Below are 17,374 nucleotides of genomic sequence, written 5' to 3'. Positions count from 1 at the left end.
GTGTGTGTGTGTGTGTGTGTGTGTGTGTGTGTGTACGTACACGGACTTTTGTTTCCGTTTCATGGACTGTTCCTCCCTATCATTGGATTTTAATTGCGACAACATCAAGAAATTCAAACGGTTGGCTGACATATCCATAGGTAAATTCTATCTTTACATATCCATTCTCAACCGTTACGCTTGACGGGCTGAATTGGCTAATGCTAGTTGAATTTTTTCTGTGCAGCGCCGAAACAACATCGCTTGTGCTTGCGCAAGGGTATTTAGCAATAATGAAGCATGTCTCAATGTTAGAAGCCCATTTGAAATTGACAACAGCACAAAGGCGGAACCCTGCAATATCCGCCTGCCGAAATGATATCAAAAAACATGATTTTCCATCAGAATTACTGTACGCTGGCGTAATTTTAACTTCCTTGCCACTTCCCCAGCCCCTGCGGGATACTAATGCCTCACCCATTACCGCACCACCTTAAATTGCAGCGGAAGCGCCACGGTCGGGGCCTCGGTACACCAGACCTGTATCAGGTTGTCGTAGGTGGTAATATGCAGCACCTTGCCAAACGCTTCATCGTACAGCTTATTAGCGGCGTTGTCGCCGCCAAACAGGATGCCCGGCGTTGGGTTGTCCGACGCCAGCATTCCCGGCACAGATACGTTTTGGTAAAAGAAGTCCCCGGATGCCGTCCATGCCACTGGCACGGTGCAGGTCAGCGTCACGGTGTTTGCCTTCCCGTTCCATGCCGTCCGCTCCGCCGCCGTAAGGTGTGCCGTGGTATTTCCGGCGTGGGCATCAAGATTGGCCTGCACTGCCGCCGCAGCTCCGGACGGGTCTGCGCTAACATCTTGCGCTGTGTGCGTGTGATTTACCTTCGCTGCTCCAATCGCTTCTGGAGTAATTGGGTCATTCCCCCCGGCGGCATGTTGGCTTGCGTGAACAGCCATCGCATAAGTATCCGAACTCGGGATTTCAATTGTGACATTGGACGCAGAAGTGATTTTGGTGTTGACATAGATATTTTTTTCAAATCTCGTGTCCGTTGTGTTTGGATCGATGTAATCCGTAGCCGTTCCTGCATTTGCATAGGCATACAGAACCTCTGCGCTGGTATCCGGATCTATAACAATCAGTCCGATTTCCCTCCAGTAGAATCCCGTCGTAATGTTCTCCGGCAGCAGCAGTCCTCCCACTTGATATGCTCCACCCGTTATGCTTTTTCTCGTAACATTGCAAACTGCTTTCTGGCTGATCAGCGCAGTGAGCGCGGAAATTGATTGTCCATTCAACTGTCCGTCTCCTAGCACGATCTTTGTAAATGACAGAGTTTTGCCGGACAAGCCTTTTGTAAGCACCGCCTGTCCTGCATTTGTCACGGTCATTGTTGGAAAAGACGCCATAGCTTTCCCCTTCCTTAGTTAATGTAGATGGTTTCCTGAACTCGTATCACCGCCGCCGCATACATCATCAGCTGACCGGAGGCTTCAATCACAATTTCCTCTAGGACACTACGCAGGTTTTTAGTGTTCTCCACCGCGTGGTCAAAAGCTGCTGCATCAGCGTCGACGGCTCCAATGTTTGTAGTATGCACCTTGAATTTATAGGCTCCACCACCATACTCAAACCACTCCTCCACCCATCCGTCACCGAAAATATCCGTCACAACTTTTTCCACAGCCGCTTTCGTGCCACGCAGGCGGTGTGTCTGAATGGCCGTCTGCACCAGTCGACGCTTCACATCCGTCCCGTATTCGCTCCGGTACTCCGGGATGTTCAGGCTCCACGCCACTTGGTCCAGCAGATCCTTCCCCATTGTAGGAATACGGGCATATATGCCCACCAGAGATATCTCCGCCGCAACCTTTTTTAGCTGATTTTCGACCGCATAAGCCATCCCCGCCGCGGTGGTATCATCTTGCATCCATACCGGGAGCAAACTTTTTAGATCGATTTCCGATGCGTTCAAGCTCCCACCTCCTAATAGGCCAAAGCGCGCCGCAGTTGCAGCGCGCTTGTCGTATGTTTGAGATCATGTGAGACGGTTTCAACGTACCAGTTCCCGTCGTTTCCTGTTCCAAACCCTGACAGCATCACGGTACTTCCTCCGGCTACTTCCGTCAGTGACCGCATTGGAAGCTCCGCCGTTTTAAAATGCTTGTTGGCTGCCCGCAGATACCCGCTGGCAAATCGCTGCGCTTCCCCCTGTGTCCACACCGTCTCGCTAATCGTCTTGGCTCCGGTCCCGTTCACATCTTTCGCCGTCCCCGAAAACGCCCCCACCCCAAATGTGGCGCCCTTAACGGTGCATCCGGCCAGTGCTGCCCCCGTTCGAAACGTCACCGCATCCTCTGCATCGCTGCGTTTGATGGTGATTTGCGGCGTTTTCTGCTCAAATGCCAGTTCTGAAAACAACACCAGATTTCCGTTGCAGGCTTTCACAGCGATGCTTTCCCGCAGGCATAGCCATGTGAGAAATGCGAGGTCCGCCATGTTCTGCTGTGTCAGGGCCTTATACTTGCGGTCCGCAATATCATAGGTCTTCAGTGTCAGCCCGCACCGATTCGCCACATCGTTTGCCACTTCCATCAGAGATACCTTTCTCCAGATTTTATCCCGTGGCCGATAAGCATCCCGTGGCACGGATACTGCCCGCACGGTGCAAACTCCGTCCGGGTAATCAATGGCGTGGACAAACAGCTTTCCGGTTGAAAAGTTTCCCGTCTTTACCTCCATGGTGTCATTTCTAGATGGGTTCCATCCACCCCACAATTTCCCCGTATCTGAAAAAGCCAGCGTCGCCATATCTGCCTGCCCTCCGCCGCTGTCTACCAACTTTCCATTAGTCAGGCTAACGCTTTCGGTGATGTCCACTCCGTTGTAAATCAGGTTCATGTGATCACCACGCCTTTGTTAATATCTTCTCCGCATACCGCCACAATGACCCACTGACCGACGTGGTACCGTTCCTGTACTGGGCACTCCACGCCTCTTGAATCAATCACATAGCGGTCATGGTTTGGGCTGAGCAGCGGAAGCGCCGCGGTGACGCATCCGTCCAACTCTGGGCAACTTACCTCCGCCTCGTTTCCGTTGACTGCGGATATCACACCCATTACGACTCCGCCGCTCATTCGCTCATTCCTCCGAATGTAACCGACGTGGCCGTAAACTGGGCCACGTTTGGAGATGTAACCGCTGTGTAGACCGGCGCAGTGATTGTGCAGCGTGATGCCCCTGCATCCATAACCATCTTGTGCAGTCTGTCAGGGTTGATATCCTTCCCGATGGAGGTCGTCTGCCACGCTTTATATTCCTCCACAGCGGCATCCACTGCCTCTTGAATGGCGGCCAGCTGCCCGATGTCGTCATTTGATACGTAGTAGGTCAGCGTTATGGATGTCTCCACTGCCGTGGCCGGCACCACGGAGACGTTATCCGTCAGCGGGCGCCGATCCGATGCGGAACACGCGGCAGAAACCGCTGCCATCACCGCATCTGTTGATTCCGGAATAACGCCACCCGATTTGATCACCGCGATACGCACGGTCCCGGCGCTTGGGCTGTCCACCGCCACGTCCGCGATATCTGAAGATGCCGACATTGCCCAATACTTATAAGCCCCCGTCGGCCCGCATGTGGAAAAGCTGAACGGAGCCTCCCGGATACGATCCCGCAAATCGTCATCTCCCTCTTTGTCTGCTCCCCCGGACGATTCTGTGGTGTTAGTCACAGAGATTACGTAGGTCACACCGTCCACCAGCGTGTCGATTTGCCCTACTACATAGCCGTTTCCCGCTTCTCCTGCTACCGTGCAAGTCGCCCCAACGGTCCCGGTCTGGTCCCCCGCAGCAATTACCAGCGCTTCATCCGTGGCAAAAAACAGGTTTCCGTCTGGCGTCGCTCGTGTCCCGGCCGGGATATATACCGCGCTTGCCTGCACCGCCGACAGCGTAAATTTCAGTGTACATTTGGCCCCCGCCGCGTTACCTCTTCTCACACCCATCAACTCCCCTATGGCGTCCAGCGCCTCTCCGGAAGAGTACCGCAGCAGATTGAGCTTTCCAGTCTCCTCCAAATCGTTCCGAAACACCGCCAGCGCATACGCGAATCCCATTAGAAAGATTCTCCGTTGATCGCTTGCGGCCAGAACAGTTCCCGTTTCCGCTTCGAAGTCGGCCAGCAGTTCCTTGACTGTCGTTTCAACATCTGTTTCTACAAAAAGGCTCATGTCCCATTCACCTCAACTTCTACGTTCAAGTTCCCGCTTGCATCGGTGGTGATCGAAATGCTCCCAATCTCAACCCCTGGCATCCACTTTTCAAGCTGTTCTGTGATATCATTTCGCAGCGCTGGGCCGATCTCTGATACCGGGTGGCCGGTATATTTTCCTTCCAGCCCCAGCCCCGGCATAAACGGAACTTCTCCCCTTCTAGTTTTTAGAATGTTTAGGATGTTGTTTCTCAGCTGCGCATTGGCATCGGCCTCCCAGTCTACGCTTTCACTCACATTTACCGCAATTGTCATTCGATCATCTCCAACACGCTTTAATTACCACTCCGCTTTTTATCTGGACCGGCCCAAGTTTCCCCTTGTTCCCATAAGCCAGCTGTGTTTCTCCTCTGGCGTAGTATATTTTCACCCAGTAGGTCTTGCTGCTGTCCCACGTAACGGTCAAGATTGCTCCATCCTCAACCGATAGTACCTTTCCGGGATGCATCTGCTGAACTCTTCCGCCGCCGCGGCTTCCTGCCGCTGCTAGCAACAGCGTCCCCGTCTTTTTTGTAGCGGCCAGAACCGTTACAGTAGCGGTAGCCACCTGTGCCTTTGCAATCTGTTCGGCTGTTCTTGGACTTACCGTAGCCGATGTGGCCGAAGTTTGCGATGATTTTACATCAGCTGCTTTTTTAGTCACTGATGATGCAGCGTATTTGACGTCTGTGGCAGCAGCACTGGTACTGTTCTTCTCAGCGCTTCCCTCCGCCACCCACTCCGTCAACGTAACCTCAAGATCGCAGGACAGCATGGTCTTTCCAACTGTCCGGGTGTTGAATGGATGCACAGATGTCACGATGAAGCTATTGGTTCCCCAATAATGCCCAAACAGATACAGTTTTTCTTTTTTCTGCTTGCGCATGGCGTCGGTCCACCAACCAATCTCCGATACAATGTCGGTATCCAGCATCCGCGCGTCCAGATGGATAGCCATTGGAAACGTCATTTCCCCTTGCCCTTTGACGTAAGTCGCCGGCTTTTTTCCGGTTCTGCTCTGCATTTCAAAATTAAGGCTCTCCGTGAACTCAAAATCTTTCGGAATTCGAATGCAGTTCTCCGATACTCCGAATTCATGATCTCCAAATGCACCAACGCTCATGTTTACTCCCCCTCAGCGTTTCCAAGGCGGTAGGCTCTCTGCGGCGTTCTCTTCCAAAATTGGGATCGTCAACTCGTACCCAGCAGGAAATACCACGACGCTTCGGTACTTTGGATTTGCCTCTATTAACGGTGAAACATTCAAGGCATTTCCATAAAAGGCGAGAGCGATGGTATCCCATCGCTCTCCCTGTGAGGAAACATATTTCTTCTGGTAGACATCAGCCAAAGGATACCGCCTCCTGTTCCGCTTCATAGCCTGCACCTTCACGATATCACTTCCTCTTGTACTGGAAGATGATGTCCAGCATCCCCTGATTTCTCGCGCAGGTGAACACAATTGCCGGTATTTTTCCCACGGTGACTGCGTCTCCCTGATGTGGAGGATTCGATACCTTTGGCACCTTTGCCCATTCGGTTTCAGGAACGTGCAGCATCAAATCGCCAATCGCCATTCCGCCGTAGTCTGTTTGAATGCGGCGAATCAAATCTTCTCCGTCCTCAACAGCCTTGATAGCGCATCCGTTGATTGTGAAGAAATCCGCGAATTCTTCCGTGTTCATAAACACGGAAGACAGATCCCGCTGCATTTGATCTTTAAAATTCACGTTGGCTTTACCTCATTCCTCCGGCAATCCCGTTTCCGGTCCTTCTTCGTTTCGCCCTTCTTCTCCGCTCTCGGCAGTCTCTTGGTCACCTGTGTCTTGCTCGGCATCCGCAGGTTCGGCGTTGTCGGTTCCGGCCTTCGCTGGTTCAGCAGTTTCAACATATCCGTTGAAAATCAGTGCCTTCGCCTGCTCTGCATTTACCTGCAACTGCTCGTTTACGCCGTAAATTACACCGCCATGCAGCACTGTTCCACAAACGACGCGGACGGCCATCAGGCCGTCCGTCGATTGGTTACTCTTCTTCACATTCGCTTTTTTCATCGTCTTCTCCTATCAGGTCGTTGCCGCAACAGTTGCAGCATACCAGCTGTCCACCTCAATAGGGCAGGGCAGCGGTCGGGACATCAGCTTCAGGAAACGTGCCGCAGGCTCCTTCTGCATCCAACTGTCCGCAAGGCGCTTTGCCATAACGCTCCGCAGTTCACCGGAAGCCTCGTCGGCATATGCCAGAACGCCATAATGAGTCGGGAAGTGGCAATTTTGGGATGCCAGCAGCAGCTTACCCTTGGGGATAATCGGCAGTGTAGTCACGGTCCCGGGCGTGGTCCAGTCATCCTGATACCAGTCGTTGTATACGTACAGTTCCAGCGCCGGGTCCTTCAGATATCCACAGTAGCTCACATTCTCGGCTTTAAAGCTGGGATCGATTGCTACGTTCAGATAGTTGGCCTGATCGAAATACCCGATTGCCATGCAACGCGCCACAAACGCGGCGTAGGCGTTTGGGCTGAACACGCAGATAGTGGGTGTCCGGCTTCCGTCCTTCTGGCAGGCAGAAACCCATACCTTCAGATCCTCAATGGGGTCTGCGGTTGAACCACTTGCGTCCCAAAGGGTGGACGCACTGCCGTTGTGCGTGAATCCGCTGAACGTGATTGTGCGGTTTACACCTTCGCCAATCACAGGAATCTTTCCGGTGAACAGGGCCTGCGCGCACATGACCTCTTCACGCAGAATAATCTGGGTTTCAAAGTCGGTCAGCGCATCCAGAAGCAACTCCCGTGCGCGTCCCTCCGGTGTCATACCGGAGTTCATCAGCACCTCACCCGGAACGCGCTTCATGGTGTCCAGAATGGTAGTCACATCTTTCGGGGACACCAAAGGCGTTTCAAACGTGTTCGTAGCATAGCCAATCTTCCCGGTCACCGGTGCCACGGCGTTGTCATTGACGAAGGTTGCTACCCTGCGCTGTCCCTTCTTGAAGTCCACCATCACGTCCGTTGTGGCGTGGAGCTTGTCGCTGTTGAAAAGTGTGTCCTTCAGGAAAGACGCTTTATGCGGCATCACGCGTACCGCCTCCTGAAGCTCAATGGGGTCAAAAATATCAATAGCCATTTTCTCTTACCTCCTCAAGAAATGTCGCCGGACTTGCCGTCGCTCAGGATAATTCCCTGCACAGAAAGGGCAAGTCTATTGCCCTCAGCAAACTCTGACGGAAGTCCGACCTTCGCCTTGTTAAAATATCCGTTTTTGTAAACGGAAGTTTTCGCGGTTGCGCTGGACGTAGTAGTCACGTCCTCCGCGGCAATTGCATACACATAATCGGTCAACGAAACCGCCGTTACCGCTCCGGTAACCGTCAGTTTCCCCGTGGACGGGTTGACGGTCGCCTTAGAAAATCCAACGGCAGGAACGCCGTCAGTTGTTGCGGACACCAGCAGATCTCCGCGTTTGATCTCCTGACTGACCGCGATAGTCGCCGCCATCTCGGTAACATCTCCGGCGATCAGGCCGTCATAGTTAAATACTTCTCTGCTCATTTTTTACCCTCACTTTCTGGCTTTCGCGATCTCTTCAAAGCTCGCGCGCGCCTCCGCGCGGTGTTTCTCGTCTGTGGTCAGCTGCGCAGTTCCCTCCGGTGTCCCACCGTTTGCGCCCGCTGGGACCTCCCCCGTCGGGCGCGCGTCCTTTGCCAGCTGACCCAGCACCACGCTGTTGACCAGCTTTCCATCCTTGACGGCCTGATAGACAACCGCCTGCGCATCACAGGGCTTGTCATACTTTGCCTCTTCCATCATCTCCGCCGGAACCTTATCCGCAACGGCGTCCAGCGCCTTCATGCGGCTACGTTCTTGCTTCACCGCCGCCTCTGCCGCAGCATCCTCCATCTGCTTGCACAGCGCAGGATACTCCTGCTTCATCTCCTCGATGGTCTTGATCTCTGCCATTTTGGGATCTCCTTCCTGTCCTTGATTTTTGATCTGCCTTTTATTCATCAGCGCTTTCAGCGCTGCCGGGGCCTTTGAAATGTCTGTGGCAGCCACCGCCGCACCGTTCAGCAGGAACAACTGCTGCGGATCCTGCGGCTCTGTCACCGTCTGCTCAGTTTCTTCGTCCAGCAGAACATCTGCAAACCCTGCATCAAGAGCCTCCTGCCCGCAAAACCACTTCGTTTCATTCATCCACTGGAGCACTTGTTCCATGGACTCCCCGCACTTTTTGGAGTAATTCTGCGCAACAGCCGAGTTCATTGTTTTCAACATTTCAGCGGTGCTGCGGAGATCTTCCTCTCGCCCCCATGCTCCGCCGCGTGCCTCGTGGATCATCATATATGCATTTCGATAGATGGACACTGATTCGCAGGCGCAGGCGATGTCCATAGCGGCAGACGCACAGAGTGCTGGTACCTTTGCCGTAATCTTCATTCCGGCGCTACGCTTGTCTCTGATTGCATTGGCGATGGCAGCTCCTTCCCAGACATCGCCGCCACCGCTGTTAATTACTACCACAACCTCCGGCGTTGTGACACCGTCCAACCGTTCGATGAACTCTTTACTCGTGACCTCTGTTCCAATCACTTCTCCCGTCCACCAATTACGCTCCTTCTCTTTGGCGATATAATCGTCAATGTGAATTTCCGTCACGGTGGAGCTGACTTCCATCAACGCAATTCGAAGTGTTCGCATTTGTTTCACCGCTCTTGCATCCTCAGGCATTATTTCATACTCCTTTCACATCAGGTACTGCCTGCGCATCCACAAGTAGCCTGTTCTCGTTTTTCAACTGGATAGCGTTGCGCTTAAAGTCTCCTCCGGTAAGTCCACGAGTCTCTTCCTCTCGGCTCGCAAAACCGTTCGCAACACGTTTTTCTGCTGCCTGTACTTCCTTCAGCGGGTCTAGCATTCCGGCTGCCGGCCCATTCCAATCCGCCGCGCACCACGCTTTTCGAATAATTGGATCGTTGAAAAATTCTGGTGCATGAATGCGTCCGGCAGCAACAGCCTCCGTTAGGAACAGTTCGTATACCGGCTGACAGAATTGACTCACCATGCGCTCACGGCGCATCCGAAACATTTTCCACGCTTCTAGCAGCGCACCTCTGGATGCCGAAAAGCTGGCGCTAAACTTTTTCAGTAGCAATTCATTTGGAATTTCCAGTGCGGCCCCGATTCCCTGACATGTCGCCGACACAAATGCCTCAAACGCCGTGTTCGGACGTTTCGGATCAGCAAACTCTACATTCTCGCCCGGCGCCAGCGTCACAATCGCTCCATTCCCCAGTCTGTACTCATCATCTCCCTTTCCTCCCGCGGCAACCGCCAGAGTTCCGGGATCTTCGCCGTCCACCGCTTCGCCTATTGGAAGCGTTGACGTAGACCCGCCTGTTGTAACAAAAGCCGTGAAAAGAGCGCTGACTAAGGCTGCCATGAGTTCGGCTTTTTGATACTTGGTCAACTGAGATAGCTCTTCCAGCACTGGGGCCAAAAACGGTACACCGCGGCGCTGCTCTGCTCGCTCCGGCTCAAACATATGCAATACGTTTTGCCTTCCAGTTTCCTCACCGTATGCCGGTACCCGCGTCCATGTCAGCGGGTCCGTCTCTGGTTGTCCCGGCATGTACGGATATCTGGACGAAAACCAATAGGCCACCGTCGTACCCGCCGCATTAAACTCCACGCCAGAATAGATTTTATTTCCGTTTTTCTCGTTGCGCCCCCAGTACACCGGTCGGCCTCCGTAGGCCGCCAGTTCCGTCCCCGGCGTGCAAAGCCTGTCCGATTCGATCAGCCGCAGGCGTAATCCATATGGCATGAATTTCGTAGGTTTTTCCATTGGCGTCAGACATATTCCGTCGCCGTTCATTAGCTCCCCCATGAAAAACAAACTCTGCATCTCGTAAAAATTATTCAAGCGGTAGATATCGCAAAGTTTACTTTCTGCCCATAGTGAAAATTCCCGTTCGATTTTGTTTTCCCAAGCCTCGGCGTGTTCAGAAGTAAGATGTAATAGATCGTAATCCAGTCTCGCTTTCAGGTGAAGTCCGCTTCCGATTACATTCGTTCGCGTTGTGTTCACTGCCGAGGTGGCCACCGGATATGTCATATAGGCGAGTCTTGACCGGGAGATCAGTGTTTGAAGATTGGCGTCAATATCACTCTGCGGATCTGCGGATACGCCGTGATTCCCACGGAACGCCTTACTTCTATGCGATGCTCCGCCCTCGCTGTATCCGGTCATAACCGCCCTTATTGTCTGGTATCGTTCCGCATCCATTTCCGACTGCGCAATCTTCGCCCGCAACGCCGATCTGGAGGCTCCCCACTTCGGTGAAATGGCAGAGATCGCTTTTTCAAATCCGTTCATGCCGTCCCCCTCAGTAGTCCAATGGCACGACTCGTTTTACACAGTTCCGCCCACGTCCCGCCGCGACAGATTGTTCCGCCGCAATTTCTTTTTCCAAATCTGCAATTGCTGCCCGCACTTCCTTCAAACTACCACGCGTCAGCTGCCGTGAACCAACCGAATAGGACTGTGCTCCGCCCAAAATCGCATCTTCTGCCGCAATATACTGATCTCTACGGCGAATCAGCATTTCCAACCTCGTTTCTGCCATGGTATTCCTCCATTCAAATATCCTCGATGCCTCTGGATCCCTTTCTCTTTCGCGGTGGCTGTTGCTTTTCATCTGGCTTCTGCTCTCTACGCTGTGCAAGCATTTTAAAATTGGGGTTTAAAATCTCAATTGCCGCATTGTTATAGTTTCTCAGATCCCACGGCTCGTTTCTGGCACCCGAAGTAACCTTTTCCCATCGTGTTCGCGTCTGTCCTCGATCTGTATACGGTACGCGATGTTCACTGCATAGTCCCTGAAAATATGCGTCGTCGAATCCCTTGTCTGCTTCAATTGGGAAGAAACAATACCCCGGGTCCTGTTCGTATTTTACAGACAGGCGAGATAGCATCGTATCCTTTCCCGCATCAACACCAATGTCAAACAGGAAAATTCCGGCTTTGTTCCGGTTTTTCGGTCTTCTCACAAACGGTACACCCTCACCACCAAATCCCTTGATCGCCCAAATCCTGCGTGCTTCTCTTTTTTTGTCTTTGCAGTATCTCTCTACCTGCTGTGTAAAATGTCCTCCATGGTCAATACAAGTTGTTGAAATAATCATCTTTTGACCGTCTGCCCGCAGGTATGTGTCGAAAAGTATGTCATCCAGCATACTCCATGTGAATTCCTGTCCCGGGTCACTCTGAATTACACCGTACTTGATTGCCCATGACCGATATTCCTCACCCCACCCATCAATCTCGTATTCCAGGCGGTTATCCTGCACGTCCACTGCTGCCGTCAGCACAAGCACGTCATATGGAACCTCGCAGTTATAGGCAATGCGCCTTTTCTTGATGATCTCATCTACGCTCAGCTCTCTCTTCTGTTTGAATGTCTCGCCCAGTGTGGTATTGGTCCAAGCCTTCATACTGTCCACGCCCATGTGCTTCGCTTTGAGGAAGCTTTCCGCTATATCTTTCCACGAACCCCATGGCGAGCAGAATTCGTTTAGGTGAAATCCCCTGATTTTTGCTCTTTCTGGATGCTTTGCGGTCCATCTAATCGGCTGATGTTTCCAGCGCACTTCGCTGTCCAGACACTTGCACGCTCTGCATTCATACCCCAAAATTTCCGCCGTGTTACTTCCAGACTCATGGTCAAATTTAAGCCCCTTCCATACGTATGGTTGCCACTCCCCGCAGTTTGGGCACTGCACCTCCAACTCTTCCATTGTTGACGTCCGGTATTCCTTTTCGATCCGGCTCTCATCCTCGTTCGTCGGAGTGGATACCAGTACGATCTTCCGATTCCAGAAGTTTTTTGTTCTCTTTCTAGCCAGCTCTACTGGGTCACCTTCTGCGCCTGATGACTGCGGATATCCGTCCACCTCGTCCAGCAGTACCACTCGCACAGGTCGGCCACGTAACTGCGCAGGCGAATTCGCCCCTACCAGCGATATTGACCCCCCCGGGAAGCGTTTCTGATAGATTGTGTTTCCGCCGTCCTTTGCCTTTGCGTCCGCCACCTTTTCGCGCAGCGTTGGGCAATCTCGCACCATTGGTGCCAGTCGTTCTTTGGAATATACCTCCGCCAAATCTTTTGTTGGCAGAACATAAAGCATCGGGCATGGTTCCCGGTCTATAAACCATCCTATGGCATTTAAAATCGCTTCCGTTTTACCGACCTGCGCACTGGCCATAATAACAACGATTTCCACCCTTGGATCTGATATCGCGTCCATGATCTCTTTCTGGTACGGCGCTCTGTCCGTCCTCCACCGTCCGATCTCCGCAGACGCTTCTGGTGACAGCACACGGAACCGATCTGCCCACTGACTCACCGTCATAGGCTCTGGTACGGAAAAAGCACCCATCAGCCGTTTGAACAGCTTCAAGGTGCGCCTATATTGAATCTCCCGCTCATTCGGAATCTTCGTTTTCTTCGTCTTCTGGCTCATAGTCATCATAATCCGCCGGGTCGTAACCCGATACTTCGTTTAAAGCATCTGTGATCTCCTTCTGCATCATGTTCTGAATTTCCGCCGTGTCCGTCAGCCCTGTAACCTGTGGCGCCAACTTCACCGGAATCCCCAGCATTCTACTTTTCACCGTCTCCGCCATATTTCCCCAGAGACGTTCTACATCCGATGCGAGGTGCATCTGTCCTTCCAGCCGCTTAACTGTCAATTCCGTTTTCCGCATCTTGACCCGTTCATGATCTGCACGGATATCGTCCAGAGCTTTTTCCTCTTTGGACTTTCCGGCTTTTGCCATGTAGTCGATATAGTTTTTGACGGACTGCCCAAGATCGTATTTTCCACGTCTAATTCGAACAACAATGCCCTCATCGGCCATCATCTGGACTCTTCGCTTTGTCACGCCAAAACATTCCGCCAGCGCCGCAGCATTCACTTCCATGTCCATCATCTCCTATTCGGCACACCACCCGACCCTCGCAGTCTCCCACTCAGGTCAGGCCGGAGGGGTTCATGAAAGCCGGCCGTCAAAGGCCGGGTGGTGTTCCGATGGTTTGTTAGCGTGGCTGATTCCAGATAGCATCGGTAAGTAAACCGGCTATGGAAAACTCCGCCGCGAAACGAACGGTTTTGATCGCTAGTTCTTCGCTTAATTTCGCTTTATTTTCGTTTCCCTCGCGTACGCGCATGACGCGCGCGGATATAAAGAATTTTTCCGCTCTGTTCTTCCTTCCTGTCAGCCGCTCTAGTAGCGAAAGCGAAACGCCTTAAAAAATCATCGAAATCTACGCAAATCCCGCGCCTCGCTAGTACCACTCGCATTTCTGCGCCCTGACAGTACCTTGACACCCTCTGGACTTTCCCATGCTACTAGCTTAACAGGTTCTTTTGGCTCTGCGAGGTATATTTTCATTCTCCATCGCTGTCCAGTAGCCCGTAGTTGCTTGCCACGAGTCGTATGAACTCACAGTGCCAGTCCTGCACGGAATCTGTGGAATAGTGAAGCCGCCGCGCAACCGCATCAAGGCGCAGTTTCTCCTGACTGTGCCAAAAAGCCAGCTGCACCATGCGCATACGTGCATCCCCATTTTTATATTTTCGCGTTGTCTCGATAGCGCGGCGCACCGCCTCATATTCCCGTTGCTGTGTCGACGGCAGCTCCCGCACCGCGATAAGCTCAGTCGCCCGACTTCCGCTGTGACTCCCCGGCATTCCGGAATAGTTCGCCGTTGCCGAAACCGTATGTAGCTCTGCATATTTCATGCACAGCTCTGGGAATCTCCTGATCATGCCTTTGACATACGGCCACCAGTCATATCTTGGACTACTCATTTTCTCTTCCTCCCGGTTTTACTCCCGGTAATACATACCGGATATACTGTGCCATCCCCGGCTTATACGGGCTGCGGTATAGCAACGTCGCCCCTTTCGGCAAGCGCAGTTCCGATCCGTTAATGGCAATGCGATCTTTTGGCTGTGACCGAATCAAGTTGCGGCTGGGCGTATACTTCTTTGCGTCTGGAAGTCTGCGCACCTGTTTCATCAGGTATTCAGCTAGGTCAGTCTGATCTTCCCGTTTCAGCAGAGCTTCATAGTCGACGCCACCCATCGTCCACTTTTCTTTGCAGATTTCCAGAGCTTCTGCATTCACGATCATGTGATGATGGACGCGGACCGCCTCACCAGTTTTTCCGTCCATGTCGGATGTGACCATCAGGTACCGGAATGGAATCCCCTGCTTCTTGCATTCTCTTCCAACCCTCCGAAGGAATAACTCTGCTTGATGTTGTGCTAGAGCCATAATCCGATCCATTGCGGAGAACTTGTCTAAATTCTTCACTCGTCCGGACAGCATCTTCTCATATCCCTCTGGGGAATAATCTAATCCCACCAACTGATCTATCCCGTTTCTAAAATTGCTATGTATCAATCTTGCAAACGATCTCTCACAGTTCGCTTCATTTGCTTTTTGCTTTCTGATATCAGATTTTATTCTCCGCTGAGATCTGCTTGGCTTCTCTCCCGGAATCCAATACTTGATGGACTCCCCCACCTGGCCGGCCGTATATTTGCGCAATGCCCAATATCCGTCCTTCATATCTGCTCCTCCTGCAAGATGGTTCTAAACTTAGGCTCTTACCAAGCCCTCTAAATACGCGCGCGCGTATTTATGTAATGTATACGGCTTGTTTGACCACTCAAACGTCCGTTCCAGTTGAGCGGACGTTTCAAAAGTCAATCGCTTTCCGGCGGCTCCGGCTTGGTGCGGTAGGCAAGCCACGATTGCCCGTAGTAGTACACGCAAAGGCCAGAATCTTTAAAGGCCACATACGGTTGCGATATATCAGGTTGGCAGCTTTTTAAAATCAACCACTCTCCATCATCTCTATTGCTCGCAGGGGAGATGATATGTTGCACGTACACCGGCTCACCCGCCATTTTCTGCAACTCCTGCAACGTCAGCGGCCGCGGGTTCTGGCGGGCGATGCGGTCGCGAAGGGCGGAGATGGCGGCGTCCAGTGCGTCCAGCGTATCCTCTGTGCCGGGCCATTTGGATTCCGTGTGAGCAAGTCTTTCCAGCACTGCGATTCGTTTTTCGTCAGTCATGTTCCTCTCCTTCGATCATATGCGCGCCGCAGTGGCAGTACGGTTGCTTTGTTTCGCACAATCGACCGCACTGATCGCACTTATACCATGTAGCGCCATATACATGTTCGTCCTGCGTCCATGTATTCACAACAGGAACCCACCGCCCCGTCCGCTCGTCGGCGGACTGAGCGCGGCGCATTTCTTCAAATTTGGTATGCAACCGTTTAAGACGTCCAAATGTATTTACATCCCATCCGAATTTTTGCTCAAACTCTCTTTGGCAGTCATCGCCCCAGCCGCAGATAATTCCCCACACCCATGCATCGCGCTTTTCCGTCGCCCAATCGCGGCAAGAAAATGGAACCGTCATGCTCAAGGATTCAAGCGGATTTTCAATAAGAATCTTCGATTCACTCATCTGCGGCCTCCCTCTCGAAATAAAACACTACCTTATGCGGCCTCGGCTGCACCACGCCAAACCGTACCGCATTGCGATAGGTCACGCTGTCGCGGGCTAAGGTCATCGGCCACCGGTTGATGCACTCCCTGAAATCGTCCAAGGACAGCGTACTTTTGTAGTAATTGCACGGGCGGCAGGCGGGGAGCCAGTTTCCCATATTATCCTCCCCGCCCCGCGCAACCGCGTCCACATGGTCAACCTGCATGTCTTTGTACGCCAGATCGCACCCGCAGTAGGCGCAATGGCCACCGCACTTTTTGTACACCTCTTGCCTCTCCGCTTTGGTCAGCTTGCGCCGTTTAGGAGGCTCATACATCCTGTGCATCCTCCTTTTCCGGGATCATATCAATCTCAACAGCTTCTCCCTCCCAGTATGTAGGATTACGCTCAGACGCCTCCTTGAACTTCTCCAAAAACGCTTTTGTCTCCGGCAAATCCTTGATATCGTTGTAAACGTCTTCATCCCAGTCCTCATAGGATGAATCCTCTCCGATGCGCTCGATGGCATCAAATAGGTCGAATGTCAGGACAGATTTATCAGCTAGGCATACTGATGTAAAAGGCTCATACGGGTAGTCAAGGAACCAGGAAGATCGTAGGTAATCCTCTTTCGACATAACGTCGAATTCTCCATCATTCTGATGCCCGACGCATATCATTGTGTCCATCGATAATTCTGATAATTTTTTCATTGATCTTCATCCTTCCCCAGCGCGGCTTCATCGTGTTTCCGCAATTCGCTTGATTTTCTAAGTGCCGACTGCTTTTCTTTTGCGGTGAGGATATGCCCGCGAACACATACAAAATCTTTCCCGTCATGTGTCCACCCGCAGTTTTCTCCGTCCTCGCTCCAAATATCGCATTTATCGCAATCGGTTATTTCTTCACCTCGCAGCGCGGCCTCGGCGGCTTCACGGGTTCCACCATCAGACATACCAAAAATGTAGCGTAGTAGTTCTGCGCGTCCGTTTTCCCACCCGTATCGATATCCCGTTGTGTAGGTTTCTCCTGCGTCCACGCTACTTCCAGATGTCAAATCATCAAGCATTTTTCGCAATTGTTCCACTTTGCACGGCAGCACCACTAGCCGCCCGTCCTTGTCTGCCTCGGCCAACTCGCGGAGGTGCGTAAATGTTATGCTGCAATCGCATGATACCTGACGAACCAACATAGCAAGTCCATCTGCACTCGCCCGCAAATCGCCGATTTCATCCGGTTCCAGCCCGGTGTCCTCGTAGGCCGCGAGCATTGATAGCGTAATTTCGTATCCGCGAGTGCTGTACACACGCCCATTAATATCATAATGTGTCAATCGTTCCATCAGTCATGCCCCTTTCTCTTGCCGTAGGAACAGAACCCATCCGCTCCAAAGTCCCTATGTAGGATATTGCACTCATGGCATTTGAACGATTCCGCTCGGTCTCTGTCCCAGTCATCGTACTCGATGTAGTTTGAGCACTCTCTGCACCGCACCACTTCCATGGCACCGACGGTCCGGGTATCGTTTAGTGCGTCACGAACGTCGCACAGTTTTACCATT

At 52.3% G+C, this 17,374-nt stretch carries 25 protein-coding genes; all 25 read right to left on the bottom strand.

Annotated features, from left to right (window positions below):
- Positions 1-79: 79 nt before the first annotated feature.
- Positions 80-460 (bottom strand): hypothetical protein, encoded by a 381-nt coding sequence (locus tag ON16_RS15680; protein WP_144032135.1) that lies wholly within the window; start codon positions 458-460, stop codon positions 80-82.
- Positions 460-1,398, bottom strand: coding sequence for a phage tail protein (locus ON16_RS15145; protein WP_051131769.1), 939 nt, complete (start codon positions 1,396-1,398; stop codon positions 460-462). The genes ON16_RS15680 and ON16_RS15145 overlap by 1 nt, the downstream gene beginning before the upstream one ends.
- 14 nt (positions 1,399-1,412) lie before the next feature.
- Positions 1,413-1,964, bottom strand: a complete 552-nt coding sequence (locus ON16_RS13545; protein ID WP_040663699.1) for a phage tail protein I — start codon at positions 1,962-1,964, stop codon at positions 1,413-1,415.
- Between the two features lie 11 nt (positions 1,965-1,975).
- Positions 1,976-2,890, bottom strand: a complete 915-nt coding sequence (locus ON16_RS13540) for a phage late control D family protein (RefSeq protein WP_040663697.1) — start codon at positions 2,888-2,890, stop codon at positions 1,976-1,978.
- Positions 2,887-3,129 carry a hypothetical protein gene (locus ON16_RS13535; protein WP_040663694.1) on the bottom strand — a complete coding sequence of 81 codons (243 nt, stop codon included), beginning with the start codon at positions 3,127-3,129 and terminating at the stop codon, positions 2,887-2,889. The genes ON16_RS13540 and ON16_RS13535 overlap by 4 nt, the downstream gene beginning before the upstream one ends.
- On the bottom strand, positions 3,126-4,226 hold the full coding sequence (locus ON16_RS13530) for a baseplate J/gp47 family protein (protein ID WP_040663692.1): 1,101 nt from the start codon (positions 4,224-4,226) through the stop codon (positions 3,126-3,128). The genes ON16_RS13535 and ON16_RS13530 overlap by 4 nt, the downstream gene beginning before the upstream one ends.
- Complete coding sequence (locus tag ON16_RS13525) at positions 4,223-4,522, bottom strand: GPW/gp25 family protein (RefSeq protein WP_040663690.1); 300 nt, start codon at positions 4,520-4,522, stop codon at positions 4,223-4,225. Before ON16_RS13525 ends, ON16_RS13530 begins: the two co-directional genes overlap by 4 nt.
- Before the next feature lie 4 nt (positions 4,523-4,526).
- Complete coding sequence (locus ON16_RS13520) at positions 4,527-5,369, bottom strand: hypothetical protein (RefSeq protein WP_040663688.1); 843 nt, start codon at positions 5,367-5,369, stop codon at positions 4,527-4,529.
- A 12-nt stretch (positions 5,370-5,381) separates the two neighbouring features.
- Positions 5,382-5,597 (bottom strand): tail protein X, encoded by a 216-nt coding sequence (locus ON16_RS13515; protein WP_040663799.1) that lies wholly within the window; start codon positions 5,595-5,597, stop codon positions 5,382-5,384.
- A 46-nt stretch (positions 5,598-5,643) separates the two neighbouring features.
- On the bottom strand, positions 5,644-5,976 hold the full coding sequence (locus ON16_RS13510) for a hypothetical protein (RefSeq protein WP_040663686.1): 333 nt from the start codon (positions 5,974-5,976) through the stop codon (positions 5,644-5,646).
- 12 nt (positions 5,977-5,988) lie between these two features.
- Positions 5,989-6,297, bottom strand: a complete 309-nt coding sequence (locus ON16_RS13505) for a hypothetical protein (protein ID WP_040663684.1) — start codon at positions 6,295-6,297, stop codon at positions 5,989-5,991.
- 12 nt (positions 6,298-6,309) lie between these two features.
- The gene (locus ON16_RS15140) at positions 6,310-7,371 is read right to left on the bottom strand and encodes a major capsid protein (protein ID WP_051131768.1); all 1,062 of its coding nucleotides are present in this window, start codon (positions 7,369-7,371) and stop codon (positions 6,310-6,312) included.
- A gap of 14 nt (positions 7,372-7,385) precedes the next feature.
- Entirely contained in the window at positions 7,386-7,796 is a 411-nt protein-coding gene (locus ON16_RS13495; protein ID WP_040663682.1) for a hypothetical protein, read from the bottom strand.
- Between the two features lie 9 nt (positions 7,797-7,805).
- Positions 7,806-8,972, bottom strand: a complete 1,167-nt coding sequence (locus ON16_RS13490) for a head maturation protease, ClpP-related (protein WP_040663681.1) — start codon at positions 8,970-8,972, stop codon at positions 7,806-7,808.
- 4 nt (positions 8,973-8,976) lie between these two features.
- Positions 8,977-10,620, bottom strand: coding sequence for a phage portal protein (locus tag ON16_RS13485; RefSeq protein ID WP_040663679.1), 1,644 nt, complete (start codon positions 10,618-10,620; stop codon positions 8,977-8,979).
- A 10-nt stretch (positions 10,621-10,630) separates the two neighbouring features.
- Positions 10,631-10,870, bottom strand: coding sequence for a DUF6148 family protein (locus tag ON16_RS13480; protein WP_040663676.1), 240 nt, complete (start codon positions 10,868-10,870; stop codon positions 10,631-10,633).
- Positions 10,871-10,883: 13 nt separating this feature from the next.
- A complete protein-coding gene (locus ON16_RS13475) occupies positions 10,884-12,767 on the bottom strand; it encodes a phage terminase large subunit family protein (protein ID WP_040663795.1) in 1,884 nt (627 codons plus the stop codon).
- Complete coding sequence (locus ON16_RS13470) at positions 12,730-13,227, bottom strand: hypothetical protein (protein ID WP_040663674.1); 498 nt, start codon at positions 13,225-13,227, stop codon at positions 12,730-12,732. Before ON16_RS13470 ends, ON16_RS13475 begins: the two co-directional genes overlap by 38 nt.
- 467 nt (positions 13,228-13,694) lie before the next feature.
- Positions 13,695-14,117 (bottom strand): hypothetical protein, encoded by a 423-nt coding sequence (locus tag ON16_RS13465; RefSeq protein WP_040663672.1) that lies wholly within the window; start codon positions 14,115-14,117, stop codon positions 13,695-13,697.
- The gene (locus ON16_RS13460; protein WP_040663670.1) at positions 14,110-14,883 is read right to left on the bottom strand and encodes a hypothetical protein; all 774 of its coding nucleotides are present in this window, start codon (positions 14,881-14,883) and stop codon (positions 14,110-14,112) included. The genes ON16_RS13465 and ON16_RS13460 overlap by 8 nt, the downstream gene beginning before the upstream one ends.
- A 137-nt stretch (positions 14,884-15,020) precedes the next feature.
- On the bottom strand, positions 15,021-15,392 hold the full coding sequence (locus tag ON16_RS13455; protein ID WP_040663668.1) for a hypothetical protein: 372 nt from the start codon (positions 15,390-15,392) through the stop codon (positions 15,021-15,023).
- Complete coding sequence (locus ON16_RS13450) at positions 15,385-15,792, bottom strand: hypothetical protein (protein WP_040663666.1); 408 nt, start codon at positions 15,790-15,792, stop codon at positions 15,385-15,387. Before ON16_RS13450 ends, ON16_RS13455 begins: the two co-directional genes overlap by 8 nt.
- Positions 15,785-16,150 (bottom strand): HNH endonuclease, encoded by a 366-nt coding sequence (locus ON16_RS13445; protein WP_040663664.1) that lies wholly within the window; start codon positions 16,148-16,150, stop codon positions 15,785-15,787. The genes ON16_RS13450 and ON16_RS13445 overlap by 8 nt, the downstream gene beginning before the upstream one ends.
- The gene (locus ON16_RS13440) at positions 16,143-16,526 is read right to left on the bottom strand and encodes a hypothetical protein (RefSeq protein ID WP_040663662.1); all 384 of its coding nucleotides are present in this window, start codon (positions 16,524-16,526) and stop codon (positions 16,143-16,145) included. Before ON16_RS13440 ends, ON16_RS13445 begins: the two co-directional genes overlap by 8 nt.
- The gene (locus tag ON16_RS13435) at positions 16,523-17,155 is read right to left on the bottom strand and encodes a hypothetical protein (RefSeq protein WP_040663660.1); all 633 of its coding nucleotides are present in this window, start codon (positions 17,153-17,155) and stop codon (positions 16,523-16,525) included. Before ON16_RS13435 ends, ON16_RS13440 begins: the two co-directional genes overlap by 4 nt.
- Between the last annotated feature and the right edge of the window lie 219 nt (positions 17,156-17,374).

Origin of the sequence: Oscillibacter ruminantium GH1 (assembly GCF_000307265.1) — a bacterium.
GTDB classification, from domain to species: Bacteria; Bacillota; Clostridia; order Oscillospirales; family Oscillospiraceae; genus Oscillibacter; species Oscillibacter ruminantium.
The sequence above is the reverse complement of the archived record's forward strand: the minus strand, read 5'-3'. Positions and strand labels throughout refer to the sequence as shown.